Genomic DNA, 25,437 nt, shown 5'->3' on the forward strand with positions numbered 1-25,437 from the left:
TCCGGAATGCCGGGATGTTACGCCCGTGTCACGACCGTGCGTCCCCTGCTGCGGCAGGTGCCGCGCGTCCGGTCAGGCGTCGACGTCGTGCAGGTGGTGGACGACGTCGTGCACGAAGTACTGGCCGAGCGTGCGGACCGTGAACACGGACCCGTTCGACCGCCGCCCGGGGCGCTCCCACTGGTCCGGGACGAGCGCGTCGAAGCGGCCCGCGACCCGGTCGCCCGCGATCGCGAGCTCGCGCGCGACGACCGCCGGGTCCTGGTGCGCGTAGTCCTCCTCGACCGCCGTCGCGTCCTGGTCCCAGTTGGCGAACTGCGGGTCGTCGCCCTCGACCATCGACTGCACGCGCACGTCGAACACGGAGAAGACGTCGCGCACGTGCGCGGCGTACTCGAGGACGGACCACGTCGTGGCGTCGGGACGGACGCGCACGTCCTCGCGGCCCAGCGCGGCGACGTAGCGCGGGACCGCGTCGCGCACCGCGACCCCCACGCGGTCGGGAGTCACCTCGGCCGCCACGAACCCGCACTCCGGGCACGGGCGCTCCATGACCCACGTCCAGTCCTTGGTGTCCGCGGGGACGGGCGGGAAGTCCGGGTCCGGGGCGGTGGCGGGGACGCCGTCGGGCGACGCGGTCGTGTCCATGGCGGCAGTGTGCCAGACGGCGTCGCGCGCCCGGGAGGCCCGACGGCGGCGGGGCGTCGGCTCCGTGGCCGCCCACCTGCGGCCCGCCCGCGGCCCGGAGGTGCCGATTAGCGTTCTGACACGACCTTCCTATGATGTCAGCATGCCCAAGATCATCGGAGGATCCCTCCACGAGCACCGCGCCCAGACCCGGCAGAAGCTCTTCGCGGCGCTCTCGACCCTCATGATGGACCGCGGCTTCGACGCCATCTCCCTCGCCGACATCGCCGCCGCCGCGGGCGTCGGCCGCACCGCGGTGTACAACCACTTCCCCGACAAGGAGGCGCTGCTCCTCGGGTTCATCACCCACGAGACCGAGCAGTACGTCGGGACGCTCGAGCGGGCGCTGGAGCACGTCGACGACCCGGTCGAGCAGCTGCGCACCTACATCCGCCAGCAGGCGCAGCTCAAGCGCATCTTCCACCTCGCGCCCGGCCCGGACCTGCGCACCGTGCTGTCGCGCACGACCCGCCAGCGCCTGCGCGAGCACGCCGAGCTCGTCGAGACGATCCTGCGCCGCATCGTGGCGTCGGGCATCGAGGTCGGGGAGTTCCCCGAGCAGGACATCGACACCACCGTGCAACTCGTCAACGCGTGCCTGTCCGGCCGGCTCGTCCCTGACGACCCGGCCGCGCGCGAGCAGGCGATCGAGGCGACCGAGGCGTTCGTGCTGCGCGCCGTCGGGGCCGACGCGACCTCGCCCGCGCTCACCCGCTGACCCGGCCGGCCCGGTCGCGGGCCCTTCTCCCGCGAGCAGAAGCGGCCCGGAGAGCGCGAGGCCCGCGGTGACCGTCGCCTAGCCTCGGGAGGTGCCGACCCTCCGCCGCCGCAGGCTCCCCGACGCCCCCGCCCGGGTGCGCGCCGGGCTCGGCGCGCCGTTCCGGAACGTCTTCACGGCGAACCTCAGCTCCAGCCTGGGCGACGGCATCGCGCGCGTCGCGTCGCCCCTGCTCGCCGCCCGGCTCACCGACGACCCGTTCCTCGTGTCCGGCATCGCCGCCGTCTCGCTCCTGCCGTGGCTGTTCTTCGCGATCCCCGCCGGGGTGCTCCTCGACCGCATCGACCGCCGGCACGCGCTCGCGCTCGCGAACGGCGCGCGCACGCTCCTCGCCCTCGGGCTCGTCGCCCTGGCCGCGACGGGCACGCTGACGATCTGGTGGCTCTACGCCGTCGTGTTCCTCTACGGCGCGCTGGAGACCGTGTACGACGGCGCGATCCGCGCGGTGCTGCCCTCGATCGTGCGACCCGCCGACCTCCCGCGCGCGAACTCGCGCATCGAGGCGGGCGAGATCACCGTCCAGAACTTCCTCTCCGCGCCGCTCACGTCCGCGCTGTTCGCGGTCGCCGTCGTCGTGCCGCTCGGGACCGGTGCGGCCGCCTACGCCGTCGCGGGGGCGCTCGCCCTGTTCCTGCCCGCCGTCGCGGCGGGCGAGCACCGGGCCGCGTCCGTCGAGGGGGCCGAGCCCGCGCCACCCTGGTTCCGCCAGCTCGGCGACGGGTTCCGCTACCTGTGGGTACACCCGACCCTGCGCCCGCTCTGGCTGCTCTCGATCGTCGTCGGGCTCTGCTTCTCCGCCGCGACCGCGACGATCGTGCTCTACGTGCTCGACGTGCTGGGCGTCCCCGAGGGCTGGTACGGGACGTTCCTGCTCGTCGGGGCGGCCGGGTCGCTCGTCGCGGCGGCGGTGGCGAACCCCGCCAAGGAGCGCTTCGGGACCGGCCCGACGATGGCCGTCGCGAACCTCGTCTCGACGGTCGTCCTCGTGCTCCTCGGGCTCGCCCCGCTCCTGCCCGGCTCTGGCACCGCGGTGGCCGCCGGCGCCGCCCTGTTCGCGGTGAGCTCGGGGGCGGTCACGGTGTGGAACGTGCTCGTCATGTCGCTGCGCCAGGCGATGATCCCCGGCCGCCTGCTCGGCCGCGTGCACGGCACCTGGCGGACGCTCCTGTGGGGGGTCATGCCGCTCGGGGCGTTCCTCGGCGGGCTCCTGGCCCGCGCGGACCTGGCGACGCCGCTCGTCGTCGGCGGCGGGCTGGGCAGCCTGGTCGCACTGCTCGGCTTCCGGTTCCTCGCCCGGCTCCCCGACCCGGAGGACGTGGACCAGATCCCGGACAGAGGATAGGCAAGCCTCACCTGAGTGGGCTACAGTTCCTGACGCATCGTCATGACAGGACGTCAGGACGAGCGCCCCGACCCGACGCTACCCGCAGGAGCCACCCGTGACTGCTCTCACCCACGACCTCGACCGCACCGACGAGTCCGTGCCGCTGTCGCAGCGCCTGCGCGAGGGCACGCGTCCCGAGCACGAGCAGGCCGAGGGCTCCGGCTTCGTCGAGCGGCTCATGTCCGGGCAGCTCGACGTCGCGGCGTACGCCGACCTCGCGGCGCAGCAGTGGGCCATCTACGGCGCGCTCGAGGAGGCGAGCGCATCGATGCGCGCCGACGCCCAGGGCTCGACGCTCGTCTTCGACGAGCTCACGCGCACCCCCGAGATCGAGAGGGACCTCGCGTTCCTCGTCGGCGCCGACTGGGCCGAGCGCATCACCATCCACCCCGCGACCGAGCGCTACGTCGCGCGCCTGCGCGCGGTCGGCGCGTCGCTGCCCGCGTACGCCGCGCACGCGTACACCCGCTACCTCGGCGACCTCTCCGGCGGGCAGATCATCAAGCGCGTGCTCGAGCGCCACTACGGGCTCTCGGGCGACGGCCTCGCGTTCTACACGTTCGTGGAGATCCCCAAGTCCAAGCCGTTCAAGGACGTCTACCGCGAGCGCCTCGACGGCCTCGTCCTCACGCCCGAGCAGCTCGACGAGACCGTCGCCGAGGCCAAGCACGCCTTCCGCCTCAACAGCGACCTCTTCGCCGACCTGGGCGCCGTCCACCGCTGAGCCCGGCGCGACCCCGGCAGCCGGACCGGGGCTCTACCTCGCGGCCTGCAACCGGACGACGACGGACTTCGAGACCGGCGTGTTGCTCCCGTAGGCCGTGCTCTCGAGCGGGACGAGGACGTTCGCCTCGGGATAGTAGGCGGCGGCCGACCCCCGCGCCGTCGGGTAGGCGACCACGCGCTGGCCCGCGAGGACGCGGTCGGGCTCGCCGGGCCACTCGGCATGGACGTCGACCCGGTCGCCGTCGGCGAACCCCAGCTCGGCGAGGTCGTCCGGGTGCACCAGCACGACGTCGCGGCCCCCGCGCACGCCCCGGTAGCGGTCTGACAGCCCGTAGATCGTCGTGTTGAACTGGTCGTGCGAGCGCAACGTCTGCAGGATCAGGCGACCCGGCGGGCACTCGACGGGCTCGAGCTCGTTGACCGTGATCTCGGCGCGCCCGCTCGGCGTGGTGAACGTGCGCGAGTCGCGCGGGCCGTGCGGGAGCACGAACCCCTCGGGGCGCCGCACGTCGACGTTGAACCGCTCGAACCCGGGCACGACGCGGCTGACGTGGTCGCGCACCACGTCGTAGTCGTCCCGCATGGCCGCCCAGTCGATCCCCGGCGCCGGGTCGGCGCCCGCGCCACCCCGCAACGTCGCCTCCGCCATCCCGACGACGATCGCCACCTCGCTGCGCAGGTCCGGTGCGACGGGGTCGACCTTGCCGCGCGACGCGTGCACCGCGCACACCGAGTCCTCCACGGAGACGATCTGCGCCCCGCTCTTCTGCACGTCGACCTCGGTGCGCCCGAGCGTCGGCAGGATGAGCGCCTCGCGCCCGGTGACGACGTGCGAGCGGTTGAGCTTGGTGGAGACCTGCACCGTGAGGTCGGTGCCGCGCAGCGCCGCCTCGGCGGCCGCGGTGTCCGAGATGGCGCCGGCGAAGTTCCCCCCGAGCGCGAGGAACGCGCGGATGCGCCCGTCACGCATGCGCCGGAGCGTCTCGACGGAGTCGGCGCCGTGCGCGCGCGGCGGCTCGAACGCGAACTCACGCCCGAGCGCGTCGAGGAAGGAGTCCGGCATCTTCTCCCAGATGCCCATGGTCCGGTCGCCCTGCACGTTGGAGTGCCCTCGGATCGGCGACGCCCCGGCGCCCGGCCGACCGATGTGGCCGCGGAGCAGGAGGAGGTTGACGATCTCCTTGATCGTGTCGACGCCCTTGCGCTGCTGCGTCAGGCCCATCGCCCACGTGAAGATCACGCGGTCCGCGGCGAGGTAGCGCGCCGCGAGGTCGTCGACGTCGGCCGCCGTCAGGCCCGTGGCGGCGAGCACCGCGTCCTCGTCGAGGTCCGCGAGGTGCGCGCGGAACGCGTCGAGGCCGCGGGTGTGTGCCCGCAGGAACGCGTGGTCCAGCACCGTCCCGGGGGCGGCGTCCTCGGCGTCGAGCACGCGGCGGGACACCGCCTGCAGGAGCGCCATGTCCCCGCCCGGGCGCACCTGGTACAGCCGGTCCGCGATGTCCGTGCCACGACCGACGAGCCCGCGCACGGTCTGCGGGTTGCGGTACCGCACGAGCCCGGCCTCGGGCAGCGGGTTCACCGACACCACCGACCCGCCCGCGCGCTTGGTCCCCTCGAGCGCGGTGAGCATGCGCGGGTGGTTGGTGCCCGGGTTCTGCCCCATGACGATGACGAGGTCGGCCCGGGCGAAGTCGCCGTAGGAGACCGTGGACTTGCCGATCCCGATGGTCTCGAGCATCGCCGTGCCGGTGGACTCGTGGCACATGTTGGAGCAGTCGGGCAGGTTGTTGGTGCCGAACGCCCGGACGAACAGCTGGTAGACGAACGCCGCCTCGTTCGACGCACGGCCGCTCGTGTAGAAGGCGGCCTCGTCGGGGGAACCCAGCCCCCGCAGCCGGTCCCCCACGATCTCGAACGCGCGCTCCCACGTCACGGGCTCGTAGTGGTCCGAGCCCGCCGGCTTGTGCACCGGCTCGGTGAGCCGGCCCTGCTGCCCCAGCCAGTACTCGTCGCGCTGGGCGAGGTCGGTGAGGGAGTTCTCGGCCCAGAACGCGCGCGGCACGGTGCGCGGCGTCGCCTCCCAGGTGATCGCCTTCGCCCCGTTCTCGCAGAACTCGGCGTGACTGCGGTGCGCCGGGTCCGGCCAGGCGCAGCTCATGCAGTCGAAGCCGTCCTTCTGGTTCGCCGCCGTCAGGAGCCGTGCGGCGCGCACGGGTCCCAGCTCGCGCACCGAGGCGACGAGCGTGCGCACCACGGCCTCCGGCCCGGCCGCGTTGTCCTTGGGCGGGCCGACGTGCGCCTCGCCCCCGTGCCCGCTCATGCCGGGACCGCCGTCGTGCTCGGAACGGCGGTCGCTCTCGGGGCCGCGGCGCGGAGCCGGTGCTCGCCCGCGTAGACGACCATCGAGTCGCCCCGGGCGAAGCCCGCGAGCGTGATCCCCGCCTCGACAGCCAGGTCGACGGCGAGGGTCGAGGGCGCGGAGACGGCGACCATCGCCGGGATGCCGGCCGTCGACGCCTTCTGCACGAGCTCGAACCCCGCGCGCCCGGACACGACGAGCACCGTACCGGGCAGCGGCAGGCGGCCCCGCTGGACCGCCCACCCGACGACCTTGTCGACCGCGTTGTGCCGCCCCACGTCCTCGCGCACGACGAGCAGCTCGTCGTGCTCGACGTCCACGAGCGCGGCCGCGTGCAGCGACCCGGTCCGCGCGAACACGACCTGGGCCGCCCGCATCCGGTCCGGGAGGCCGAGGAGCCAGGCGGGATCGAGGTCCGGCCCGTCGTCGGGCAGGGCGTGGGCGGAGCGGGTCCGCACCGCGTCGATGCTGTCCGCACCGCACAGCCCGCACGCGCTCGTCGTGGGCAGCGCCCGCGCGAGGCCGACGGCGCGCGGCCGGGCCGCCTCGGCGAGCGTCACCTCGACCGTGTTGTCGGCCGTCGTGCACAGGCGTGCCGTGCGCACGTCGTGCGGGTGGTGCACCACGCCCTCGGCCACGAGCAGCCCGAGCGCGAGCTCGAGGTCGTGGCCCGGCGTGCGCATGGTGACGGTCAGCACCCGACCGTCGACGCGGACCTCGAGCGGTTCCTCGACGGTCAGCTGGTCCTCGCGCCTCGAGACGCGCGCGGAGTCCTGGCCGAGCGTGTACCGGGTGACGCGTCGTCGCGCCGAGTGTTGTCCCACCCCGCCTATGGTGCCAGGCCCGGAAGGAGGTGACGGGAGTGACGTGGACGGCGGTCGGGGTCCCCGCGAAGTCAGGTTAGGCTTATCTTATCCGGGTCTGGCGACGACCACGCCGGGTCGCGCCGCCCTAGCGCACCGCCCTCCTGGAGATCTCCCCATGCGTCACCGTGCCCACGCCGTGCAGCGACCGAGCGACCCTTCGACCCGGACGGCGAGCACGCCGTCGACCACGCGCGGGTCCCGACGCGCGGCGACGAGCCTGGCCGGGGCGGGTGCCCTCGTCGCGCTGGGGCTCGTCGCGGCGTGCGCGCCGCTCCCCTACGAGCCGCCCGCGACGCCGTCGGCGGAGACGAGCCAGGACGCGGCGCCCGTCGAAGCGGCGCCTGCGGAGACCGTCGACGAGACGACGGACGCACCGGCCTGCACGACGCTCGAGGAGTCGCGCGCCGCGGGCGGCGGGTCCGACGCCGACCCGGCGTCGTTCCCCACCGGCCCGACGACCGCGACGTTCGCCGACGACGCGATCCACCCGATCGCGGACGCACCGGCCCCGCGGCTTCCCGTCACGATCGAGTCGGTCGACGGGCGCCAGGTCGAGATCACCGACGTGAGCCGCATCATCCCCGTCGACCTGTACGGGACGCTCGGCGAGATCGTCTACAGCCTGGGGCTGGGCGACAACGTCGTCGGACGCGACCTGCCGACCGGCTTCCCGGAGGCGGCGGACGTCCCCGTCGTCACGGGAGCGGGCCACGCGCTCGACGTCGAGGCGATCCTCGGGCTCGACCCGTCGGTCATCCTCACCGACGCGACGATCCTCACCGACGAGGTGCGGGGGCAGCTCGAGAGCTCGGGCATCCCCGTCGTCTACCTCGACGAGGCCCGCACGCTCGACGGCGTCGACGACCGGATCCGCGCCGTCGCGACCGCCCTCGGCGTGCCGGAGCAGGGCGAGGCGCTGGTCGAGCGCACGGACCGCCAGATCTGCGCGGCGCTCGACGCCGTCCCGCAGGACACCGGGACCCCGCGCGTCGCGTTCCTCTACCTGCGCGGGTCGAACATCAAGATGCTGTTCGGGCCCGGCTCGGGCGCCGACGACCTGGTCCGCGAGATCGGCGGCGAGGACGCCGGGACCGCGATCGGCCTCACGCAGCAGTACGCGCCGGTCACGAGCGAGGCGATCATCAGCGCCGCGCCCGACGCCTACCTCGTCATGACCGACGGGCTGGAGTCGATGGGCGGACTCGACGCGATGATGGCGATCCCCGGGCTGGCGCAGACGCCCGCCGGCGAGGCGCGCCGCGTCGTCGACATGGACGGCTCGCGCCTGCTCACGTTCGGCCCCCGCACCGGGTCCACGATCGCGTCGCTCGTCGAGGCGTTCTACGGCGTGCCCGCGCCAGAGCTCCCCGCGTCGTGAGCGCTGTGACGCGCCCGCCGGGCGCCACGGAGGACGCACCCGCGCCCGACGACGCCCCGCGCCCGGGCGGCCGGCCCACCCGGGCGGGGCCCGCCGTCGGGCAGCAGCGCCGCCGGGCCGCGCGCTGGCTGATGATCGGCCTGGGCGTCGCGCTCGCGGTGCTCACGGTCGTGTCGGGCATGACCGGGCAGGTGCCGGTGTCGCCCGCGGAGGTGCTGGGCTCGCTCGCGCACCACGTCGGGCTCGACTGGGGGCCGATGCCGTCGCACCCGCAGGGCGAGAACGCGCTGTGGGTCGTGCGGTTCCCGCGCGTCGTCCTGGCGATCGTCGTGGGCGCGGCGCTCGCGTGCTCGGGCGCGCTCATGCAGGGCGTGTTCGGCAACCCGCTCGCCGAGCCGGGCGTCATCGGGGTCTCCTCCGGCGCGGCCGTGGGCGCGTGCGCCGTCATCGTCACCGCCGGCGCGCTCGTGCCGGGCACGTGGGTCGCCGGGGCGGCGTTCCTCGGCGGGCTCGTCACGACGTTCGTCGTCTACGCGCTCGCGCGCGCCGGCGGGCGCACCGAGGTCGTGACGCTCGTGCTCACGGGCATCGCGGTCAACGCATTCGCGGGCGGGATGCTCGCGTTCTTCACGTTCGTCGCCGACCCGGCAGCGCGCGAGCAGATCGTCTTCTGGCAGCTCGGGTCGCTCGGCGGCGCGACGTGGCAGTCCGTCGCGGTCGTGCTGCCGATCGCCGTCGTCGGCGTCACGGGCGCGATGCTCGTGCGCCGCAAGATGGACCTCCTCGCGCTCGGCGAGCGCGCGGCCCAGCACCTCGGGGTCGACGTCGAACGGCTGCGCCAGCTCGTCATCGTGCTCGTCGCGCTGCTCGTCTCCGCCGGGGTCGCGTTCACGGGGATCATCGCGTTCGTCGGGCTCGTCGTGCCGCACCTCGTGCGGATGGTCTGCGGGCCGAGCCACCGCACGCTCGTCCCGGCCTCCGTGCTGGGCGGGGCCGTCGTGCTGCTCGCCGCCGACCTCCTCGCGCGCAGCGCCGTCGCGAACGTCGAGCTGCCGCTCGGCATGATCACGTCGCTCGTCGGCGGGCCGTTCTTCTTCTACCTGCTGCGCCGCACGCGCTCGCGCCAGGGGGGCTGGGCATGAGCGACCTGCGCCACGAGGGCTCCTCGTTCCTCGGATCCCTGCGCACCGCCGTCACCGGTGCCCGACGGAGGTCCCGCCTCCCGGGGCCGACCGCGCCCGGCGACGTGGTCACCGCGGCGCACGACGTCTCCCTCACCCTGGGCGAGGCGCCGATCCTGCGGGACGTGTCGGTCGACGTGCGCGCGGGCGAGGTCCGCGCGCTGCTCGGCCCGAACGGGGCCGGGAAGTCGTCGCTGCTCGGCGTGCTCACCGGCGACCTGCGCCCCGAGGCCGGGAGCGTGACCGTGGACGGGCGGCCGCTCGGCGCCTGGACCCCGACGGAGCTCGCGCTCCGCCGGTCCGTCATGCTCCAGCAGGTGTCGCTGAGCTTCCCGTTCACCGCCGTCGACGTCGTGCGCATGGGCCGCTCACCGTGGCGCGGCACGCCGTTCGAGGGCGAGGACGACGCCGTGGTCGCCGAGGCGCTCGCCGCGACCGACGTCGAGCACCTCGCCGACCGGCACTTCACGTCACTCTCGGGCGGGGAGAAGGCGCGCGTCGCGCTGTCCCGCGTGCTCGCGCAGCGCACCGCGCTCCTCATGCTCGACGAGCCGACCGCCGCGCTCGACCTCAAGCACCAGGAGCTCGTGCTCCAGCTCGCGCGGGCGCACGCCGCCGCCGGCGGTGCGGTGGTCGTCGTCGTGCACGACCTCTCGCTCGCGGCCGCCTACGCCGACCAGGTCACCGTCCTCGCCGGCGGGCGCGTCGTCGCCGACGGCGGCCCTCGCGACGTCCTCACCGCCGAGCTGCTGAGCGGCGTCTACGACTACCCCGTCGAGGTCGTCGAGCACCCCGCCGGCGGTGAACCGATCGTCCTGCCGCGCCGCTGAGTGCGAACGGTCGCCGCCAAAACCGCTCAGAGATGGGCACACGGCCGACGCCTCCTCGTGCATCACGTCCGCATCGAGGGCATGGGTTCTCGCTCTGTCGTCCGCCGACGAGGGCGGGCTTCCTGCACGCGATGCCGGTCCACGAGTGCGCCCGGCCAGCGGTCTGCTGCCGCTACACGCTCACGACACCGAACGTTCGCGGCGAGGACATCTCGGATCGACCTGAGTCCCCGGATAGTCAGAGATTCGACAGATCGCGGCGCCTCATCGCCTGTCGTAGAAACGACCGTTTGTCAGGCGTCACAGAACTTGGTTGTGCGACGCCTGACAACTTGTCCGCCAACTGGCTGGACGATCCGGTTCATCTGGCGGATTCATACAGCTCGACGGCGTTGGCGCGAAGTCCACACAGAGAACGATTCGCAACTTGTGACCGTGCGAGGTCAATAGGATGCGCGGATGAAGCGCGCACGGACGCTTGCTGCCGGTGTTGTCATGGTCTCGTTGGCGCTGTCGGTGACGGCGTGCGCATCAGGGGGCGGGAGCTCGGGTGCATGCATGCCTTCGTCGCCGCTCGTTGATCCAGAAACGGTTCGAGCGGGCGAGACGGTCGTGGTGACCGTTGAGGGACTCAACGCTCGGGAGGGATGCAGGGCCAGCCTCGCGGACGGCGCGACCTACGCGGTGCGTCTGGCCTCCCACACCGAGATGCAGGCCAAGACAGAGATTGAACTCGGGTCGCCGTCAGCGCAGGGGGCTCTGACCGCTGAGGTGGAGATCCCCGCGGACTTCCCCGAGGGTCCTGTCGTCCTTGACATCCTCGTCGACGGCGAGAACCTGTGGTGCGAGCTCGACCCGGCTGTCGAGTGCGGTCGATCCAACGCCATGATCGAGGTCGTGGGCCCGGAAGCCGGTTGACTCCCGGACCCACGACCTCCAGGGGTCGAGTCGCTACTCGACCTGGGCGGACTCGAGGTCCCCGAACGTGTCGACCTGCACGTGCACCGTGGTCGGGAGATTCGACTCTCCTGAGGTCAGCCAACCGTCGGTTCCGGTCGCCGAGCGAGTCACAGCCGTGCTCGACTCCAGGCGCCACGCAGCCTGCGCCCCGACGAGGACGTGCTGTTCGGTGTTCGCATCACTGGCCGTGACCCAGGGCTTGGTGAACAGAAGGTACCGATTGCCGGGCTCGAGCTGCGCAGCAGCGCCGTTCACTGCGTATTCGTCCTGGTCGCCGAACTGACGGATCCACAGCGTCTGTCCGGGCTTGGCATCACCTTGGGCCGACGCGAGCACCCGGACTTCGGTGACTAGGAACGGTGTCGGCTCGTCCCACGCCGCGTACTGTGCTCCGCCTCCCATGTATTCCACCCTGGAGTTGCCCGTCGCTTCGACGACGACCTCGTCGGTCGCGTCGGCGCGAAGCTCCTGCAGCGAGTCATAGTGCTCGGTGAGTTCCAGGACGCTGCCGACCGCGTTCGCCGACGGTGCTGGCGTACGGTAGACGTCCGGTGGGGCGCAGTCATCACATCCCGGCTGCCCGTTGTAGATGACGTCGATACCTGCCCGATCGTCATGCTGTGGAATGTAGACCCCGCACTCGCTACGCGGCGCCCAGTAGTGGTTCATAAGCGACACGTCCACGCACGGGGTGTCCTCCCTCTGCACTACCGGGTGGGTGAGCCCAAGCGCGTGCCCAAACTCGTGCGCCATGGTGCTGCGCTTCTCTTCGATCGTCGCGAACCGGTGCTCGTAGGTGTTCATCTGGATGCGCTGCTTCATCGCGTTGCAATCGAACAAATCCAGGGCACGCCCTGCCCAGTCCGTGTCCCCGTAGTCATCGAAGGCGACCCCGATCCAGGGCGGCCCAGAGTTGATCAACTGCTTCGACTGGAGCACGGTGGACGACGCCCAGCTCCCAGCGGACAGCCGAGCGATCGTGTCCCACTCGGCCGCGCCTGGTCCACTCGTGGCCCACGTGAAGTACGTGCTGTACGCGGGACAACCGTTGTACTCCCACGCCTGAGCCGGCTGGGGTGCAGTGACGACCCGAGCCTGAGACCACCAAGCCCACCGCCGCCACAAGCACGGCCAGTAGCCGTTGAATTTGACGCATTGTGCCCCCTCATTCTTCATCAGACAGCGTTGTCCAAGCGCTCGACAGGTTAGACGTATTGCACGTGGCGGTCGACCGCAAGGGAGTGCAAGTTCACCTCAGGCGGCAAGCCCGCCGTTGGGGGGATGACAGCGGTTGCGCTCCGCCTCCTTCGAGTTTCGACAACGCCGCTCGCTTACGCGGAACCGACCGTTTCTCGGACACCGCGGCCGTCGTCGCGACACGCCGAGAAAACATGTCGCAGAACTAGTGTCCGGAAACCCCCGGTGTCGCAGAACCCGGGCGGTTTCGCTACCTTCAGCGTCATGGCACACACCTACGGGTACGCCCGGGTCCCCACCACGGCGCAGAATCTCACCGCGCAAGTTGACGCGCTCACCGGACCTGGCGGCGTCGACGTCCGCGACGTTGTCGTGGAGAAGACCTCCGGGAGCCGCGAGGACCGGCCCGAGCTAACCCGGGTCCTCGCGCAGTTGCGCGAGGGGGACACGCTCGTCCTGACGAAGCTCGACCGGCTCGCCGGTCCGCGGCGCGCGCCTTGTGCGGGACATCGACGAGCGCGGCGTCACGCTCCGGTCCCTGTCGGAGACGATCGGCACCTCGAGCGCGGCCGGGCGGCTCATGATGCACGTGCTCGCTGCCGTCGCGCAGATGGAGGCCGACCTCGCCCGAGGACGAACCCTCGACGGCATCGCCGCCGCCCGCGCGCACGGCCGTGTCGGCGGCCGCCCCACCGCCATGACCCCCGACCGCATTGAAGCCGCCCGCGTCGCTCTCGCCGGTGGGCAGTCGCGCGCCGCCGTCGCCCGGGCCCTCGGTGTCTCGCGAGACACGCTGTATCGCCACATTTCCTTGCTGGAAGGGTGAATTCGTCGCACTGGCTGGCGTGGAGCGCCGCCGCCGGGGCTCAGCTGATCCGACCTCCTCTTGCCGTAATTCGTGATATGCATCACACTCGGCTCGACCAGATTGTCGGGACGAAGGGGGCTCGCCAGATGGGCGCGTCGGGAATCTCAAGATCAACCGGCTGGAGGCGGATCGCGGCCGCCGTCGCCAGCCTTGCAATGGCGCTTGGCTTTGTTGCAGCGACTGCTCCTGCCGCGAGCGCTTACAACTTGACCGGGTGCAAGTGGCCGCGGGCGATCATCGGGTATCGCGCAGATGCGATGACGGGCAACTTTGGCACGTCTGCATCCTCGACAGTGTCGTCGTGGAACAGCCTCAGCGATGTCGACCTCCGATCGGCGCCCGGCACCACGCTGCGGCTGTACACACAGAACGATGGGAACAACGGATACGCCGGCTGGTCGACGTGGTCTTGCACGAGTGGAACCACGACAGCCGCCACGGCTCGACTCAACACGTACATCACGACCAGCTACGTCGCGAACAAGAAGCGCACCGTCTGGGCGCACGAGATCGGCCACGCGATCGGGCTCTCGCACGCGAATGCTGGGACCATGATGTACACGTGCCCACCGTGCACGTACGACACGTACGGGCGCTATGTGCCACAGACCGATGACCGCAACGGCGCGAACTCTCTCTACTAGGGGGCCCAGCATGAACCGGAGAAGCAAAGTTGCTCTGACGCTCACAGCGGCCCTCGCTGCAGGCGTAACTTTCGCCGCGTGCAGTTCACCTGGGACCACGGTCACCATCGCCAGCGGTGGCAGGGCCGAGCTCTACTCGTCCGTCGACGAACTCACTGCCGACAGTTCGGCGATCGCGGTCGTCACCGTGACCGGCCAAGAGGTCTTCGACCGAGACGGGACCAAGGAACTCGGGAACACCTACACCGTCTCCGACGTCGACGTCCTCCAGACCAGAGCGCCAGATGCCCTCAACGAGGCCCGCGACGCCGCGGCGCACGTGGCTCCGGGTGCGTCGATCCAGGTTCGACAGATGGGTGATCCGTCGATGGACCTTCCCGCCCCGATTCTCGAGGTGGGCAAGAGTTATCTCCTGTTCCTCGTCCCGTCAGGCCTTCCGGGGGACGAGGCCGAGCAGTTCTTCATCACGGGCGGTACGGCCGGCTACTTCGCCGCGCCAGATCGCGTCGAAGCGCGTTCCGCAGGCACTCAGAGCTTCGAGAAGGTCGGGGACGAGGGCGACACCCTCCCGGCCGATGTCACCCTCGACCAGCTCGACAACGCGGGCTGAGACGACAAACCCCAAGCCACCCCCTCGGTGACCGATACCTATCAGGACGGACCGCCGAGGGGGTGGATTCGTTGTTGCTGACACGCCCAGGGCTCGGCCTCTCACAAGTCTCCCTGTACAGGTACCTGGCCGCGCGGCGAGGGCTGTCCGGGGGTGATTGCCTGCGCCACGGGGCTGTCGGTGACTCGCCGTTCGAGGTAGTGCAGCGGTTCGTGGCCGAGTTGATCTCCAGGGAGCAGCTGGTCGAGCGACAAGTGAGTGGGCAACGCCACGGCGCCCGGCGCTCGAGGTGCTGCCGCGACGTCGCCCGCGGCGAACGCGCGAGAACCGCGGGGTCGTTCCACGGTGGTCTGGCCACCACCGGAGGAAGGAGTCGCCCGTGGCTGTGACGATCGAGGTCTACCACCGGGACGAGCAGTGGCACGTGCGACGGCAGGGCGAGCGTGAGCCGCTGTCGAACCACTCGAGAAGGACCACGCCATAGCCGCCGGGCGCGCTGCCGCCGAGCGCGAGAGCGCCGAGCTCGTGATCAAGAACCTGGACGGGCAGATCGCGCGCAAGGACTCCCACGGGCACGACCCGCGCAACGTCCCAGGCTGAGCCATGGCCGCCGAGAGGGCAATGCCGTACGACGTCGCCCTCGCGCGCGCCGTCGAGCAGATCCCGCGCCGAGCGCGCTCGAGGGCGGCTGCCGCTACGAACCGAAGTGGGACAGCTACCTTCACTGAACGCTGGGCGGGCGCCCGGTTGCTCGTAGAAGAACTGACGCTGCGCCTGATGCGTGTCGCTGTGGTGCCCTCGTTGCCTGGACGGGAGATGGTGGCCTAGTCTGGTGGTAGCTCGCTGCAGTAGCGGCGGGAAGTGAGCCCGAGACCCTTCCGGACGGTTGTGGCGCTCGGGCTTCGCGCTTTCTACAGGTCGATTACTTCCTGGATGAGCGGCTGGGCGCGCCGGCGCCAATCACCGCCTCGGGCGTAGGCCCATCCGACGGCGTCGGGCACGGCGAGCAGCGCTTCTTGGGCTGCGCGCTGGTGTTGGTAGCGCAGTGTCTCTGCGCAGCCATGGGTGCGCGTAAAGGCAGCGAGGTCTCGCCGATCGCGAGCGTCGAGGGTCTCGTCGGACTCGAGGCAGAGCATCGTGTGGCCGGCTTTCGCGATGTCGGCGACAAGGCGGTCGAGGCCGTGGCGCCGTCGGTCGAGGTCGGTCTTGAAGGGTGTTCCTGCTCGGTAGATGGTCGCCTTGAAGCCGTGGTGCTCGAGCTCGGTGAGGATGACTCGGCGGCGCCCGTCTCCCTCGCTCTTCATGTGCAGCCGGCGTTGGCCGGGCAGGACGAGCGCGCGGATGGCCTTGCGTGCGACTACGAGGTCGTGTGATGCGACGACGCTGGCGATGAGGCGGTAATTGCCACTCTTCGACTCGTCGACGAACACGTGGCCGGTCAGTGCTCGGCCCTCGGCTCGCTCGTTGATCCCAGACGCGGTCCGGGTGCAGCACCTCGACGACCGGGGATGGCCGGGGAGAGCGATCCTCGTCGGCGGGCGGCGGATACCCAGTCGCGCACTGTGGCCTCTGGGCGGTCGAAGTGCTGGGCGAGGCGTCGGGTCGGGCCGGCGCCCGACGGCGCCTCCTTGAGGTGGACCTGGGCGACCTCGTCGAGCAGGTCGTCGGCGAGTTCGGGTCGCCCGCGGCGCGTCTGGGCGGCGGCCTCGTTCGCCGATTCGAGCGCGCGTACCTCCTGCGCCGTCAGGTCCTCAGGTCCGCGCCACGGGCCCATCACGACCTGGATCCCGTCGCTTCGCCAGTCGTCCTCGGCTAGGGCATGTCTCCTATATCCGGGACCAGGTGATGCAGGCGGCCAGGATGAGGGCGCCGCGGCAGGTGATGGCAAGCTTGTCGAAGCGGGTGGCGAGGGCTCGCCACTGCTTGGCGAGGGCGAAGGAGCGCTCGATGACGTTGCGGAGCATGTAGGTCGCGGCGTCGAAGGCGGGTGGGCGTCCGCCTGCCGAGCCCTTGCGCGCGCGGGCTGCGATGGTGTCCTTCTTCTCGGGGATCACAGCCTTGATGCCCCGTGTGCGCAGGTGCTTGCGGATCACGCTGGTGGCGTAGGCGCGGTCAGCGATCACCACGTCGGGCCTGGTGCGCGGACGACCGCTCGCCAGGCGCGGTACTCGGAGGTCCCGAGCACTGCGGTGAGCACGGCGCCGTCGTTGCGTTGCCCTCCGGTCACGACCACCGCCAGGGGGCGCCCTCGCCCGTCGACCGCGGCGTGGACCTTGGTCGTCAGCCGCGCGCCAGTACCAGCACACGCCCTTCCCCTCCCCGCCACGTGATCGTCCGATGCCATGACCTGCGGGTTCACGCTCGCCGCCAAGCGTGCTGTGGACGAAGCCGTCAGTCGGTGGTGTGTGATTCGCTGTCGCCCCCTGTGTCCTGCTCGGGGCGCCTGGTGTTCGTCGCGTGCTGGTGCACGCGAGCGATCGTGGAGTCCACTGACACCGTCCAATCGATCTTTCCGGCCGCATCGGCCCTAGCCAGCAATGCCGCCAGGACACGATCCCAGGTCCCGTCGGCCGAGTAACGGCGGTGCCGCTTCCACGCTGTCTGCCACGGCCCGAACACATCCCGCGGCAGGTCTCGCCATGGCAGCCCCGTCCGGTACCGGTAGATGATCCCCTCGACCACCCGACGCGAGTCCGCGAACGGATGACCACGCCGCCCGACATTCGAGGGCAGCAACGGAACGATCAACTTCCACTGGTCATCGGACAACAACGCGAAACGCGACGAACTCACCCGCCAAGGGCGCCAGGGCTCTCGAGCAATACCGTGATGGCAGGCGCGGAGCAGCGCCCTGACCTGCGGCGGAGCCGATGCTTGATGTGGCTCAGAGTCCGCCTGGATAGGACGACAGCCAGTCGGTATGGCGTTCCTTCAGGGCGTCGCGTTCGGCCTTGCTCGGGAGCAGAACGTCGGCTCCGCCGTCATACGGGCAGTAGAGCCACGAGAGGTCATGAGCGCCGATGACGATGTGGCACTGGTCGTCTGCTGCCCCGAGCAGGAGCGCGTCGATCTCCGGCTCGGGCGGATCCGACGCTGCCCAGAAGTAGTGATGGCCGTCGTCGCCGTTTGGGGCGCTGCTCCGCCAGGGCCACGCTCCTGGTAGATGGCGCTTCGTCCAACCCGCAGCCAGGTCCCGCCAATCCCAATCGACACCGATCACGTACAAGCCGTGCAAGGCGCGGGAGTCGGCAGAGCCGAGCAATTCGTACAGGACCGTGCGATGCCGCCGCAGGATCTCCTCGTAGTCGGTCGCGTTCTCGGCGTATCGCTTCGACTCGGGAAGACTGTGGAACCGGACCCACCGGTCGGGGCACTCGACTCGCAGCATGTGCCCGAGCGGCTCGACATCGGGCCACCTGCGCTCCCAGAGTTCGGTGAGTCGCGTCGCACGCGCACTGACCTCTCCTTGCGTGAACGCACCGTGGCGCCCTTGCAGGCGCCGCCAGCGGCTCCTCACTGCACCACGCGCTTCCATGGACCTGAACTCGAGCCCGGAGCGGAGCGAATCGAGCGCTGGCGGCAAACGCATGGACGAGAGCGTAGCGACCCTCAGCCAACCACCACCTCGAACGCCCGCCGCACACGTCCCGCCAACAGGACCGCGAGCCTCACCCCAGCATTACGGAGACACGCCCTAGATGTCTGCTCGCCCGAGATGCTGCTGGCTGTTAGGCAGGCCGAAGCTGCGGGACGGTCCACGAGCCGTCGAGCGCTTCGGCTCGAGGGCGGTAGAGGCGGACGAGGAAGTTCCACGGTTCGGGGACGGGGAGGGTGTTCGGCTCGTCGCCAAGGTCGCCGGGCGGCGCGAACCGCACGGTGACCCCGCCGTCGGTGTCCGGGACGGCAGTGACGCTGTTGACGCTGTAGATGCCTTGGGGGTTCGGCTCGAAGTAACCCTTGGCGTTGTACACCGAGACGGACCAGAAGGCGTCGACCGGGACGTCTCTCAGTGTCAGCTCGTATCTTCCGGGCGGTACCTGCGGGTTGACGCCGACGTACGACGCCTCTGTCGTGGGTAGCCCGCCCCAGCCCGCCGCGGTCCCGATGAGGTGCTGCACGGGGTCGATCTGCTCCCGCGTGCCGAACATGCGGTCGTACCGGCGCAGGCCCGCGGCGAGCACGAGCAGCGCGTCACGGGTGGCGTCCAGGCTCGCTGCGTCGTAGGCGGGCGAGGCGAACGGATCCGCCGAACCGGCGGTGAGGCGCACGCCGTCCTGGATGGCGGCTACCGCGGCGAGGTCGGCGGGGTCGACCGGGTCGACGAGTGTTCGCACGGCCAGGACGGCGTAGCGGGTGCCCACGGTCTCGGCGTCGAGCGGGTGCTCACCGGCCGTGTGCAGCACGCCCGCGACAAGGTGGTCGTTGTCGAGCACCATCGCGGACAGGTAGCGGCCCCCCGCGTCCGGCAGGGTGAGCGTGGCGCCTCCCGCGAGGTCTACGACGGCGAAGCTGTAGAGCGTGTCGCGGTTCATGCGCACGACCGTCTGCCGGTCGACTGGCGCGGGCTCGCGGTTGTGCTGGAACCGGTTGACCCCACCCGCGTCTCGCTGCAGGTCCGTGAACATTCGATCGGTCTCGGCGCGAACGAACGTGCCGGCGTCGACGTGCTCAGCCATGAGTGACCTCCTCGAACGCTGGCCACCACGCAGACAACGTCGCGTACCAGGTACGAGAAGCGAACCACCTTCCCCCCAGGGCAGCGACCGGAGCCGGGCTCTCAGGCTTCTCCGCCGAAGCAAACGCCGCCGCCTCACCGCTGAGGCAGGTCTAGCGGCCCTTAAGGACGTCGGGGTAGGGAGGTCCGCCGGCGGCGGGCTGCTTCACGACCGGCGTTCCCCGCGGCACGTGACGCCGCCCCTCACGATGGGCGTTGTACGGGCGGCTCGCCATGTGGGAGTTGACCGGCGTCCTCAGGTACGCCAGGTCGGGTCGAAGTCGGGGTGCGCGGCGTAAGCGGTCGCGAGTGCTCGCAGGATGCGGTCACCGACGAATGCGACACCGCTCTCGGCGCGTTCGTTGGTGTCACGCTCGAGGTCAGCGGTCATGTCGTACCCGGTGGCCTCATAAGCAAGTGCGATGATGCGCCGTTTCACTGCGCAGTCGGTCAGCAACCTCGATCGTGACCACGGCGTCCACGGTCCGGAGTCGTCCTCCAGAGTCACGCACGCTGCTTCGTCCTCGTCGATCCGGGCGAGCAGGAACTCGGTCAGCGCCATCTCCCCATTCTCCACCCGCTGCTGCTCGACGGTCCCTCGTGGACGCTGCGAGCAACTCCTCGAGGAGTAGTGTCGAGGTGTGGTTGATCGCCGGATCGGCCCACGCGACGCCGATCGAGATGGCCCTCGCAAGCGGGGCGAGACCATTGCCCCGAACGAGGACACCTCAGGCGCGCGATGGGCCGACGACGGGGGTCATGAACCCGACCTGGAGGACGAACCGATCTCCTTGAGTGGGGCGCCTGGCGCCTCACCGACTGCCGCGACGGCAGCGGACGCGAGTCGGCCCCCCGGCTCCGAGCATCGGACGACGCCATGAGCACCACCACCCCCACCCCCACCTCCTTCGGGCGCGTCCAGGACAGCGCGCTGCAGCTGAGGGGGGTCCTGGACACCGCACTGCCGCGCGAGCTGGGTACGGAGTCCGAGCCCCAGCTGTACACCGTGACCGCTGTGTTCTCCCGCCGGGTGTCCGGTCCGGAGCAAGCGTTGCTCGAGCTCCCCGCCGTCACCGCGCTGCTCGCCGACCACGGATATCCGGGGATCGTGCTGCGGGTGGAGGACCGGCGCCTGCTCATCGAGAACACGAACCTCGCCATGCTCTCGGGTGGGCTGGCCCACGAGATCGCGACGGTTCTGCGCGACGTCGAGGAGACGATCACGAACGAGCGGACGCGCAAGGCCGACGAGCTGGCCGAGTGGCGCGCGGCCGAGGTGCTGCGCACGGCGAGCGTGAAGTCCGAGGCCGACCGTGTCCGCTTCGAGTGAGGCGGAGCAGCCCCTGACGGTGACGGGCCGCGTGCGACCTGCGGCCCGTGCGACGGCTCGGGACTACTCGGTGCTGGCGAAGATCGTGCGCGAGTCCGGCCTGCTGCGTCGGCGGTACGGCTACTACTGGACCCGGCTCGTCCTGACGGTCGCCGCGCTCGGCGCCGTCTGGGCGGGGGTCGTCCTTCTGGGCGAATCCTGGTGGCAGCTCCTGCTGGCCGTGGTGCTCGCGCTCGTGCTCGCCCAGCTCGCGTTCCTGGGGCACGACAGCTCCCACCGGCAGGTGTTCCGGTCCCGGGCGTGGAACGACTGGATCGCGCGCCTCGTCGCGAACGCGCTCGTCGGGCTCAGTCACGCCTGGTGGACGACGAAGCACGACGCCCACCACGCCGCCCCGAACCAGGAGGGCCAGGACCCCGACATCTCGCCCGGAGTGATCGCGTTCACGCCCGCCGTCGTGGCGAGCCGCCACGGCTGGCGGGGCTGGCTGGGCCGCCGGCAGGGCTGGTACTTCTTCCCCCTGCTCGCCCTGGAGGGCCTCAACCTGCACGTCGCGAGCGTGCGCCGGGTGCTCGGCCGCCGGCCCGTGCCGCACCGTGGCGTGGAGGCCCCCGTCCTGCTCCTACGGCTCGCGCTCTACCTGGTGGCGCTGGTCCTCGTGCTCCCCCCGACCATCGCGGCGGCATTCCTGGCCGTGCAGCTCGCGGTCTTCGGCATCCTGCTCGGGGGCGCGTTCGCCCCGAACCACAAGGGCATGCCGATCGTCCCGGCGAGCGCGGACGTCGACTTCCTGCGCCGCCAGGTTCTCATGTCCCGCAACATCCGCGGCGGCCCGGTCGTCGACTTCTTCATGGGCGGCCTCAACCGCCAGGTCGAGCACCACCTGTTCCCGAGCATGCCGCGCCCGAACCTCAAGCGCGTCCAGCCGCTCGTGCGCGAGTACTGCTCCCAGCTCGGCGTGACCTACACCGAGGTCGGGTTCTTCACCTCCTACCGGATCGTCATCCAGTACCTCAACGACGTCCCCGGCCGCGCCCGCGAACCCTTCTCCTGCCCCGTGGCCGCAAGCCTCGGCCGCCCGTGACCTCGAGTCCACACACACAGGCGCACCCAGGTTCGCTCCCAGGTTGAAGGCGTACGATCGGGACATCCGCGGCGAACGTGCCCCGTCTGAGGTGCGCGGGCCCGGAACCGCAAGGAGGCCGTCATGGCCACCACCCCGCTCAGCTCCGCGACGAACGGACAGCCCACCGCCGCCCCCTCGGGCAGCCGCCCAGACTCGCGCGTGTCCCGCACGTCAGGCAACCCGACACGAACTCCCCGGACCCGCGCCGGAGCCACCTGGGTCGGCCTGTGCGTCGCCGCCCTCGTCCTGCTCGCCCTCATCGTGTTCATGCTCCAGAACACCCAGCTCGTCCTCGTCTCCTTCCTCGGCTGGCAAGGCTCGGTCCCGCTCGCCCTCGCCCTGCTCATCGCGGGGATCGGCGTCGGGATCGTCGCCCTCGTCGTCGGCACCCTCCGCATCCACCAGCTCCGCCGACGCCTCGCGCACCGTCAGTGACTCGACGGCGAACCTCGTGACCGACGACCGAGAAACCTCGCCACAACGCCCCGTCGACCTGGTCGGCGAGATCGACGCCTCCCAGCGCGCGATGGAAGACGCCGTCTCGGTCGTCGACCACGGTGCACCCGTCGACCTCGCCCGTTACGTTGCCGCGCGCGCCCGCCTCGACACGGCTGTCGCGGCGTGGAACCTCCGCGCCGCAACCACTCCGACATCACGTCCATGACCTCGAGCACGATGCACCGCCATCGGTGCGAGTCGCGCCGCGACTCGTTGAGGTGAACACCCCTAGCGACTCGCCCCGACGCCGCCGGGCAGGACCTCGTAGCGGTCGGGGACGGCCGTGAACGACCCGCGACCGCCGGTGAGGGAGCGCAGGTCGAGGACGTAGCGGGTGAGCTCGGCCTCGGGGACGAGCGCGTCGACGCGGACGCGGCCGTCGGGCAGGGAGTCGGTCGCGGTGATGTGGCCGCGGCGTGCGGAGAGATCGCCCATGACGTCGCCCTGCGCGTCGGACGGGACGGTCACGGACACCGCGGAGACGGGTTCCAGGACGACGGTCCCCGCCGCGGCGAGCGCCTCGCGCACCCCGACCCCGCCCGCGGTACGGAACGCCATGTCGGACGAGTCCACGGAGTGCGCCTTGCCGTCGAGGACCTCGACGCGCAGGTCCACGACCGGGTAGCCGTGCGGCCCGCCACCATCCATCGCCTCGCGCGCGCCGCGCTCGACGGCGGGGAGGTACTGGCGCGGCACCGACCCGCCCACGACGGAGCTGACGAACTCGAACCCCTCCCCGCGCGGGAGCGGGGAGACCCGCAGCTGCACGACGGCGAACTGCCCGTGGCCGCCCGACTGCTTCTTCACCTTGCCCTCGACCTCGACGGCGCGCGTGATGGTCTCGCGGTACGCGACCTGGACGGGCTCGGTCGTGACGCGCACGCCGAACGAGCGCTCGAGCCGCTCGACCGCGACGGCGAGGTGCGTGTCGCCGAGCCCGCCGAGCACGGCCTGCGAGCCGGTGAGGTCGACGTGCAGCGTCGGGTCCTCGGCCCGCAGGCGGGTCAGTGCGGAGGAGAGCTTGTCGTCGTCGGACTGCGAGACCGGGCGCAGCGCGAGCGCGTACACCGGGGCGCGCGACGGCAGGTCGCGCGCCGCGACGGGCATGCGCCGGCCCGCGAGCAGCGTCCCGGTCGAGGCGGCGGAGAGCTTCGCGACGGCGGCGACGTCGCCCGCGACGACCCGGTCGACGGCGACGTGCTCGCGACCGCGCAGGCGGAACAGACCGTGCACGCGGTCCTCGGCGCCGGTCGCGGTGCTCACGAGGCGGTCGCCCGTCGCGACCGATCCCGAGAGCACCTTGAACACCGACACCTGGCCCACGAACGGGTCGACCACCGTCCGGAACACGTGCACGAGCGCGTCCCCCGCCGGGTCGGCCGCGACCTCCGTCGTCGCGCCCGCCGACAGGGAGCCGTCGGCACCGGCCGACCCCGCGCCGTCGGGCAGCGTGACGACCGCCGCCCGGTCGGCGGGCGACGGCCCGAGCTCGCACACGAGGTCGAGCACCCGGTCGACGCCGACGCCCGTCACCGCGGACGCGAGCAGCACGGGCACGGCCTCGCCCGTGAGCACCTCGTGCGCGAGCGTGCGCTCGAGGTCGGCCACGCCGGGCTCGTCACCCGCGAGGTACGCCTCGAGCTGGTCGTCGTCGTGCGTGACGATCTCCTCCACGACCTCGTCGTGCAGCGCGTGCTCCTCGTCGCGCACGTCGGCGGGGACGTCCTCCTCGTGGGTGCGCCCGTCGCCGTCGTACTCCCGCGCGCGCTCGGTGAGGACGTCGGCGACGCCGTGCAGCGACTGCTCCTCGCCGAGCGGGAGCTCGAGCGGCACGAACGGCGCGTCGAGCGCGCCGCGCAGGGCGCCGAGCACGGTGCGGAAGCTCGCCCGCGCGCGGTCCTCCTGGGAGACGACGACGAGGCGGGGTATCCCCGCCTCGTCGCAGCGCCGCCAGACCTCCTCCGTCCCCGACTGCACCCCGTCGACGGCGCTCACCACCACCACCGCCAGGTCGGCGACGGCGAGCGCCGCGTCCACGGAGCCCGCGAAGTCCGGGGCGCCGGGGGTGTCGAGGAGGGTGACCTGGTAGGTCGCACCGTCGGGCGCCCGCCAGTCCAGGTGCGCGACGCCGAGGCTCACCGAGATGCCGCGGGCGACCTCCTCGGGCTCGTGGTCGCAGACGGTCGTGCCCTCGGCGACGGAGCCGGCCCGCGGGATCGCGCCCGCACGATGGAGGAACGCCTCCGCGAGCGTGGTCTTGCCCGAGCCGCTGTGCCCCACGAGGGCGACGTTGCGGGTCGTGGCCGGGCCGGTGGACGTCGACGTCGTGGCCATGGCTGCCTCCTGGCGGGTGGCGGGGCGCCGTGTCCCGCCACGGTTCCAGGCTAGTGACGTCGCCGTGATCCCGCCCGGGCCGATGGTCCCGGGCCGGATCACGCCGACGAGCGCGCCATCAGAGGTTGCGCTCGACGTAGACGCGCAGCGCGTCACGGACGAAGGTCGCGCCCTCGACGCCGCCGTAGTTGAGCGCGAACCGCGGGTCCTCGACGTACATCTCGCCGAGGCCGAGCAGGTAGCCCCGCAGCGGCCCGGGCTCGTGCGCCGGGTTTGCGGGCACGGTCTGCAACCACTCGACGTGGCGCCTCGCGAGCGCCTGCGCCTCGTCCGACGCCGGGTCGACGCCGGCCTGCGCCGCCGCCGTCCAGTCGCCGTTGAGACGCTCGACGCGCTCCTTGAAGGCCGTCTTCTCCGCGTCGGTCAGGCCGCTCCACCAGGAGTGCCCGCGCGCGTACGCGTCCTTGCCCCAGCGGTCCTCGACCTCGTCCTTGTACTGCGTGTGGTCGAACCCGTCGAACATGTCGTCCGCCATGAGCTCGCCACCTCCTTCCATCGTGGTGATCGTCCGTTCGACCGACGCGATCTGCCGCGCCAGCCGCTGCCGCTCCGCCTGCAACCACTCGAGGTGGCCGCGCAGGGCGCGCACCTGCCCCTCGCGCTCCGCGGTGCCCGACGTCGACCGGTCACCCCGGGTCCCGTCGAGCGCCTCCTGGATCGCGGGGAGCCTGAGACCGAGGTCGCGCAGGAGCAGGATCCGCTGGAGCCGGACGAGCGCGTCCGCGTCGTAGTGGCGGTAGCCGTTGGACGCGACCCGGCTCGGGCGCAGCAGCCCCACCGCGTCGTAGTGGCGCAGGGTGCGGCTCGTCGTGCCGGCGAGTCGCGCGACCTCCTGGATGGACCAGTCGGCCGTGCGCCCGCTCGTCGTTCCGGCAGGGTGCATCTCTCTGTCTCCTCCCACGGTCTC

25 protein-coding genes and 2 pseudogenes are annotated in these 25,437 nt (G+C 71.6%); 16 read left to right on the top strand and 11 right to left on the bottom strand.

Annotated elements, in window-relative coordinates; translation table 11 throughout:
• Nucleotides 1-72: 72 nt before the first annotated feature.
• Complete coding sequence (locus ACFWH7_RS03620; protein WP_378215072.1) at nucleotides 73-648, bottom strand: DinB family protein; 576 nt, start codon at nucleotides 646-648, stop codon at nucleotides 73-75.
• Nucleotides 649-790: 142 nt separating this feature from the next.
• Between ACFWH7_RS03620 and ACFWH7_RS03625 the strand changes: the two genes are divergently transcribed.
• The 3 genes from ACFWH7_RS03625 (at nucleotide 791) to ACFWH7_RS03635 (ending at nucleotide 3,573) form a co-directional block, all read left to right on the top strand.
• Complete coding sequence (locus ACFWH7_RS03625; RefSeq protein ID WP_378215073.1) at nucleotides 791-1,405, top strand: TetR/AcrR family transcriptional regulator; 615 nt, start codon at nucleotides 791-793, stop codon at nucleotides 1,403-1,405.
• 91 nt (nucleotides 1,406-1,496) lie between these two features.
• Entirely contained in the window at nucleotides 1,497-2,807 is a 1,311-nt protein-coding gene (locus tag ACFWH7_RS03630; protein WP_378215074.1) for an MFS transporter, read from the top strand.
• Nucleotides 2,808-2,904: 97 nt separating this feature from the next.
• A complete protein-coding gene (locus tag ACFWH7_RS03635) occupies nucleotides 2,905-3,573 on the top strand; it encodes a biliverdin-producing heme oxygenase (protein WP_378215075.1) in 669 nt (222 codons plus the stop codon).
• 33 nt (nucleotides 3,574-3,606) lie between these two features.
• Here the strand turns inward: ACFWH7_RS03635 and ACFWH7_RS03640 are convergent, their stop codons facing one another.
• Entirely contained in the window at nucleotides 3,607-5,895 is a 2,289-nt protein-coding gene (locus ACFWH7_RS03640; RefSeq protein WP_378215076.1) for an FdhF/YdeP family oxidoreductase, read from the bottom strand.
• Nucleotides 5,892-6,758, bottom strand: coding sequence for a formate dehydrogenase accessory sulfurtransferase FdhD (gene fdhD / locus ACFWH7_RS03645; RefSeq protein WP_378215077.1), 867 nt, complete (start codon nucleotides 6,756-6,758; stop codon nucleotides 5,892-5,894). Before fdhD ends, ACFWH7_RS03640 begins: the two co-directional genes overlap by 4 nt.
• 157 nt (nucleotides 6,759-6,915) lie before the next feature.
• Between fdhD and ACFWH7_RS03650 the strand changes: the two genes are divergently transcribed.
• The 4 genes from ACFWH7_RS03650 to ACFWH7_RS03665 all read left to right on the top strand — a co-directional run bounded on the left by ACFWH7_RS03650 (nucleotide 6,916) and on the right by ACFWH7_RS03665 (nucleotide 11,107).
• Nucleotides 6,916-8,178, top strand: a complete 1,263-nt coding sequence (locus tag ACFWH7_RS03650) for a heme/hemin ABC transporter substrate-binding protein (RefSeq protein ID WP_378215078.1) — start codon at nucleotides 6,916-6,918, stop codon at nucleotides 8,176-8,178.
• 131 nt (nucleotides 8,179-8,309) lie between these two features.
• Nucleotides 8,310-9,320 carry a FecCD family ABC transporter permease gene (locus ACFWH7_RS03655; protein WP_378215110.1) on the top strand — a complete coding sequence of 337 codons (1,011 nt, stop codon included), beginning with the start codon at nucleotides 8,310-8,312 and terminating at the stop codon, nucleotides 9,318-9,320.
• The gene (locus tag ACFWH7_RS03660) at nucleotides 9,317-10,189 is read left to right on the top strand and encodes a heme ABC transporter ATP-binding protein (protein WP_378215079.1); all 873 of its coding nucleotides are present in this window, start codon (nucleotides 9,317-9,319) and stop codon (nucleotides 10,187-10,189) included. The genes ACFWH7_RS03655 and ACFWH7_RS03660 overlap by 4 nt, the downstream gene beginning before the upstream one ends.
• Before the next feature lie 459 nt (nucleotides 10,190-10,648).
• The gene (locus ACFWH7_RS03665) at nucleotides 10,649-11,107 is read left to right on the top strand and encodes a hypothetical protein (RefSeq protein WP_378215080.1); all 459 of its coding nucleotides are present in this window, start codon (nucleotides 10,649-10,651) and stop codon (nucleotides 11,105-11,107) included.
• A 33-nt stretch (nucleotides 11,108-11,140) separates the two neighbouring features.
• Here ACFWH7_RS03665 and ACFWH7_RS03670 read toward each other — a convergent pair whose 3' ends face one another.
• Entirely contained in the window at nucleotides 11,141-12,088 is a 948-nt protein-coding gene (locus ACFWH7_RS03670) for a M10 family metallopeptidase domain-containing protein (protein WP_378215081.1), read from the bottom strand.
• Between the two features lie 522 nt (nucleotides 12,089-12,610).
• Here ACFWH7_RS03670 and ACFWH7_RS03675 point away from each other — a divergent pair.
• From ACFWH7_RS03675 to ACFWH7_RS03695, 5 genes and pseudogenes are all read left to right on the top strand, one after another.
• Nucleotides 12,611-12,766, top strand: a pseudogene (locus ACFWH7_RS03675) (recombinase family protein); the annotation flags it as partial.
• A gap of 79 nt (nucleotides 12,767-12,845) precedes the next feature.
• Nucleotides 12,846-13,172 carry a recombinase family protein gene (locus tag ACFWH7_RS03680; protein WP_378215082.1) on the top strand — a complete coding sequence of 109 codons (327 nt, stop codon included), beginning with the start codon at nucleotides 12,846-12,848 and terminating at the stop codon, nucleotides 13,170-13,172.
• Nucleotides 13,169-13,858: a M12 family metallo-peptidase gene (locus ACFWH7_RS03685; RefSeq protein ID WP_378215083.1), complete on the top strand. Its 690-nt coding sequence runs from the start codon at nucleotides 13,169-13,171 to the stop codon at nucleotides 13,856-13,858. Before ACFWH7_RS03680 ends, ACFWH7_RS03685 begins: the two co-directional genes overlap by 4 nt.
• 10 nt (nucleotides 13,859-13,868) lie before the next feature.
• Nucleotides 13,869-14,468, top strand: coding sequence for a hypothetical protein (locus ACFWH7_RS03690; RefSeq protein ID WP_378215084.1), 600 nt, complete (start codon nucleotides 13,869-13,871; stop codon nucleotides 14,466-14,468).
• Nucleotides 14,469-14,948: 480 nt separating this feature from the next.
• Nucleotides 14,949-15,068 (top strand): DUF2188 domain-containing protein, encoded by a 120-nt coding sequence (locus ACFWH7_RS03695; RefSeq protein ID WP_378215111.1) that lies wholly within the window; start codon nucleotides 14,949-14,951, stop codon nucleotides 15,066-15,068.
• A 311-nt stretch (nucleotides 15,069-15,379) separates the two neighbouring features.
• Here the strand turns inward: ACFWH7_RS03695 and ACFWH7_RS03700 are convergent, their stop codons facing one another.
• The 5 genes and pseudogenes from ACFWH7_RS03700 to ACFWH7_RS03720 form a co-directional block, all read right to left on the bottom strand.
• On the bottom strand, nucleotides 15,380-15,898 hold the full coding sequence (locus ACFWH7_RS03700) for a hypothetical protein (protein ID WP_378215085.1): 519 nt from the start codon (nucleotides 15,896-15,898) through the stop codon (nucleotides 15,380-15,382).
• A gap of 396 nt (nucleotides 15,899-16,294) precedes the next feature.
• A pseudogene (locus ACFWH7_RS03705) lies at nucleotides 16,295-17,261 on the bottom strand (IS5 family transposase).
• Between the two features lie 91 nt (nucleotides 17,262-17,352).
• A complete protein-coding gene (locus tag ACFWH7_RS03710; protein ID WP_378215086.1) occupies nucleotides 17,353-18,057 on the bottom strand; it encodes a DUF3885 domain-containing protein in 705 nt (234 codons plus the stop codon).
• 139 nt (nucleotides 18,058-18,196) lie between these two features.
• Nucleotides 18,197-19,144 carry a DUF1254 domain-containing protein gene (locus ACFWH7_RS03715; RefSeq protein WP_378215087.1) on the bottom strand — a complete coding sequence of 316 codons (948 nt, stop codon included), beginning with the start codon at nucleotides 19,142-19,144 and terminating at the stop codon, nucleotides 18,197-18,199.
• A gap of 294 nt (nucleotides 19,145-19,438) precedes the next feature.
• On the bottom strand, nucleotides 19,439-19,744 hold the full coding sequence (locus ACFWH7_RS03720; RefSeq protein ID WP_141389827.1) for a DUF6221 family protein: 306 nt from the start codon (nucleotides 19,742-19,744) through the stop codon (nucleotides 19,439-19,441).
• A gap of 315 nt (nucleotides 19,745-20,059) precedes the next feature.
• On the opposite strand from ACFWH7_RS03720, the gene ACFWH7_RS03725 reads away from it, so the two are divergent.
• The 4 genes from ACFWH7_RS03725 (at nucleotide 20,060) to ACFWH7_RS03740 (ending at nucleotide 22,302) form a co-directional block, all read left to right on the top strand.
• Entirely contained in the window at nucleotides 20,060-20,512 is a 453-nt protein-coding gene (locus ACFWH7_RS03725) for a hypothetical protein (protein ID WP_141389828.1), read from the top strand.
• The gene (locus tag ACFWH7_RS03730) at nucleotides 20,496-21,596 is read left to right on the top strand and encodes a fatty acid desaturase family protein (protein WP_378215088.1); all 1,101 of its coding nucleotides are present in this window, start codon (nucleotides 20,496-20,498) and stop codon (nucleotides 21,594-21,596) included. The genes ACFWH7_RS03725 and ACFWH7_RS03730 overlap by 17 nt, the downstream gene beginning before the upstream one ends.
• 123 nt (nucleotides 21,597-21,719) lie before the next feature.
• Nucleotides 21,720-22,073, top strand: a complete 354-nt coding sequence (locus ACFWH7_RS03735; RefSeq protein ID WP_378215089.1) for a LapA family protein — start codon at nucleotides 21,720-21,722, stop codon at nucleotides 22,071-22,073.
• A gap of 16 nt (nucleotides 22,074-22,089) precedes the next feature.
• A complete protein-coding gene (locus ACFWH7_RS03740; RefSeq protein ID WP_378215090.1) occupies nucleotides 22,090-22,302 on the top strand; it encodes a hypothetical protein in 213 nt (70 codons plus the stop codon).
• A gap of 62 nt (nucleotides 22,303-22,364) precedes the next feature.
• On the opposite strand, the gene ACFWH7_RS03745 is transcribed toward ACFWH7_RS03740, so the two are convergent.
• Nucleotides 22,365-24,470, bottom strand: coding sequence for an elongation factor G (locus tag ACFWH7_RS03745; protein WP_378215091.1), 2,106 nt, complete (start codon nucleotides 24,468-24,470; stop codon nucleotides 22,365-22,367).
• A 118-nt stretch (nucleotides 24,471-24,588) separates the two neighbouring features.
• Nucleotides 24,589-25,413, bottom strand: a complete 825-nt coding sequence (locus tag ACFWH7_RS03750; RefSeq protein ID WP_378215092.1) for a MerR family transcriptional regulator — start codon at nucleotides 25,411-25,413, stop codon at nucleotides 24,589-24,591.
• Between the last annotated feature and the right edge of the window lie 24 nt (nucleotides 25,414-25,437).

This window comes from Cellulosimicrobium cellulans, from assembly GCF_042723955.1.
Lineage (GTDB): Bacteria > Actinomycetota > Actinomycetes > Actinomycetales > Cellulomonadaceae > Cellulosimicrobium > Cellulosimicrobium cellulans_H.

What these genes read in the sequence shown, in the direction of transcription:
- ACFWH7_RS03620 (WP_378215072.1), bottom strand. Translation starts at nt 648, where the DNA reads ATGGACACGACCGCGTCGCCCGACGGCGTCCCCGCCACCGCCCCGGAC.
- ACFWH7_RS03625 (WP_378215073.1), top strand. Translation starts at nt 791, where the DNA reads ATGCCCAAGATCATCGGAGGATCCCTCCACGAGCACCGCGCCCAGACC.
- ACFWH7_RS03640 (WP_378215076.1), bottom strand. Translation starts at nt 5,895, where the DNA reads ATGAGCGGGCACGGGGGCGAGGCGCACGTCGGCCCGCCCAAGGACAAC.
- ACFWH7_RS03650 (WP_378215078.1), top strand. Translation starts at nt 6,916, where the DNA reads ATGCGTCACCGTGCCCACGCCGTGCAGCGACCGAGCGACCCTTCGACC.
- ACFWH7_RS03655 (WP_378215110.1), top strand. Translation starts at nt 8,310, where the DNA reads ATGATCGGCCTGGGCGTCGCGCTCGCGGTGCTCACGGTCGTGTCGGGC.
- ACFWH7_RS03660 (WP_378215079.1), top strand. Translation starts at nt 9,317, where the DNA reads ATGAGCGACCTGCGCCACGAGGGCTCCTCGTTCCTCGGATCCCTGCGC.
- ACFWH7_RS03665 (WP_378215080.1), top strand. Translation starts at nt 10,649, where the DNA reads ATGAAGCGCGCACGGACGCTTGCTGCCGGTGTTGTCATGGTCTCGTTG.
- ACFWH7_RS03690 (WP_378215084.1), top strand. Translation starts at nt 13,869, where the DNA reads ATGAACCGGAGAAGCAAAGTTGCTCTGACGCTCACAGCGGCCCTCGCT.
- ACFWH7_RS03710 (WP_378215086.1), bottom strand. Translation starts at nt 18,057, where the DNA reads ATGCGTTTGCCGCCAGCGCTCGATTCGCTCCGCTCCGGGCTCGAGTTC.
- ACFWH7_RS03715 (WP_378215087.1), bottom strand. Translation starts at nt 19,144, where the DNA reads ATGGCTGAGCACGTCGACGCCGGCACGTTCGTTCGCGCCGAGACCGAT.
- ACFWH7_RS03720 (WP_141389827.1), bottom strand. Translation starts at nt 19,744, where the DNA reads ATGGCGCTGACCGAGTTCCTGCTCGCCCGGATCGACGAGGACGAAGCA.
- ACFWH7_RS03725 (WP_141389828.1), top strand. Translation starts at nt 20,060, where the DNA reads ATGAGCACCACCACCCCCACCCCCACCTCCTTCGGGCGCGTCCAGGAC.
- ACFWH7_RS03735 (WP_378215089.1), top strand. Translation starts at nt 21,720, where the DNA reads ATGGCCACCACCCCGCTCAGCTCCGCGACGAACGGACAGCCCACCGCC.
- ACFWH7_RS03745 (WP_378215091.1), bottom strand. Translation starts at nt 24,470, where the DNA reads ATGGCCACGACGTCGACGTCCACCGGCCCGGCCACGACCCGCAACGTC.
- ACFWH7_RS03750 (WP_378215092.1), bottom strand. Translation starts at nt 25,413, where the DNA reads ATGCACCCTGCCGGAACGACGAGCGGGCGCACGGCCGACTGGTCCATC.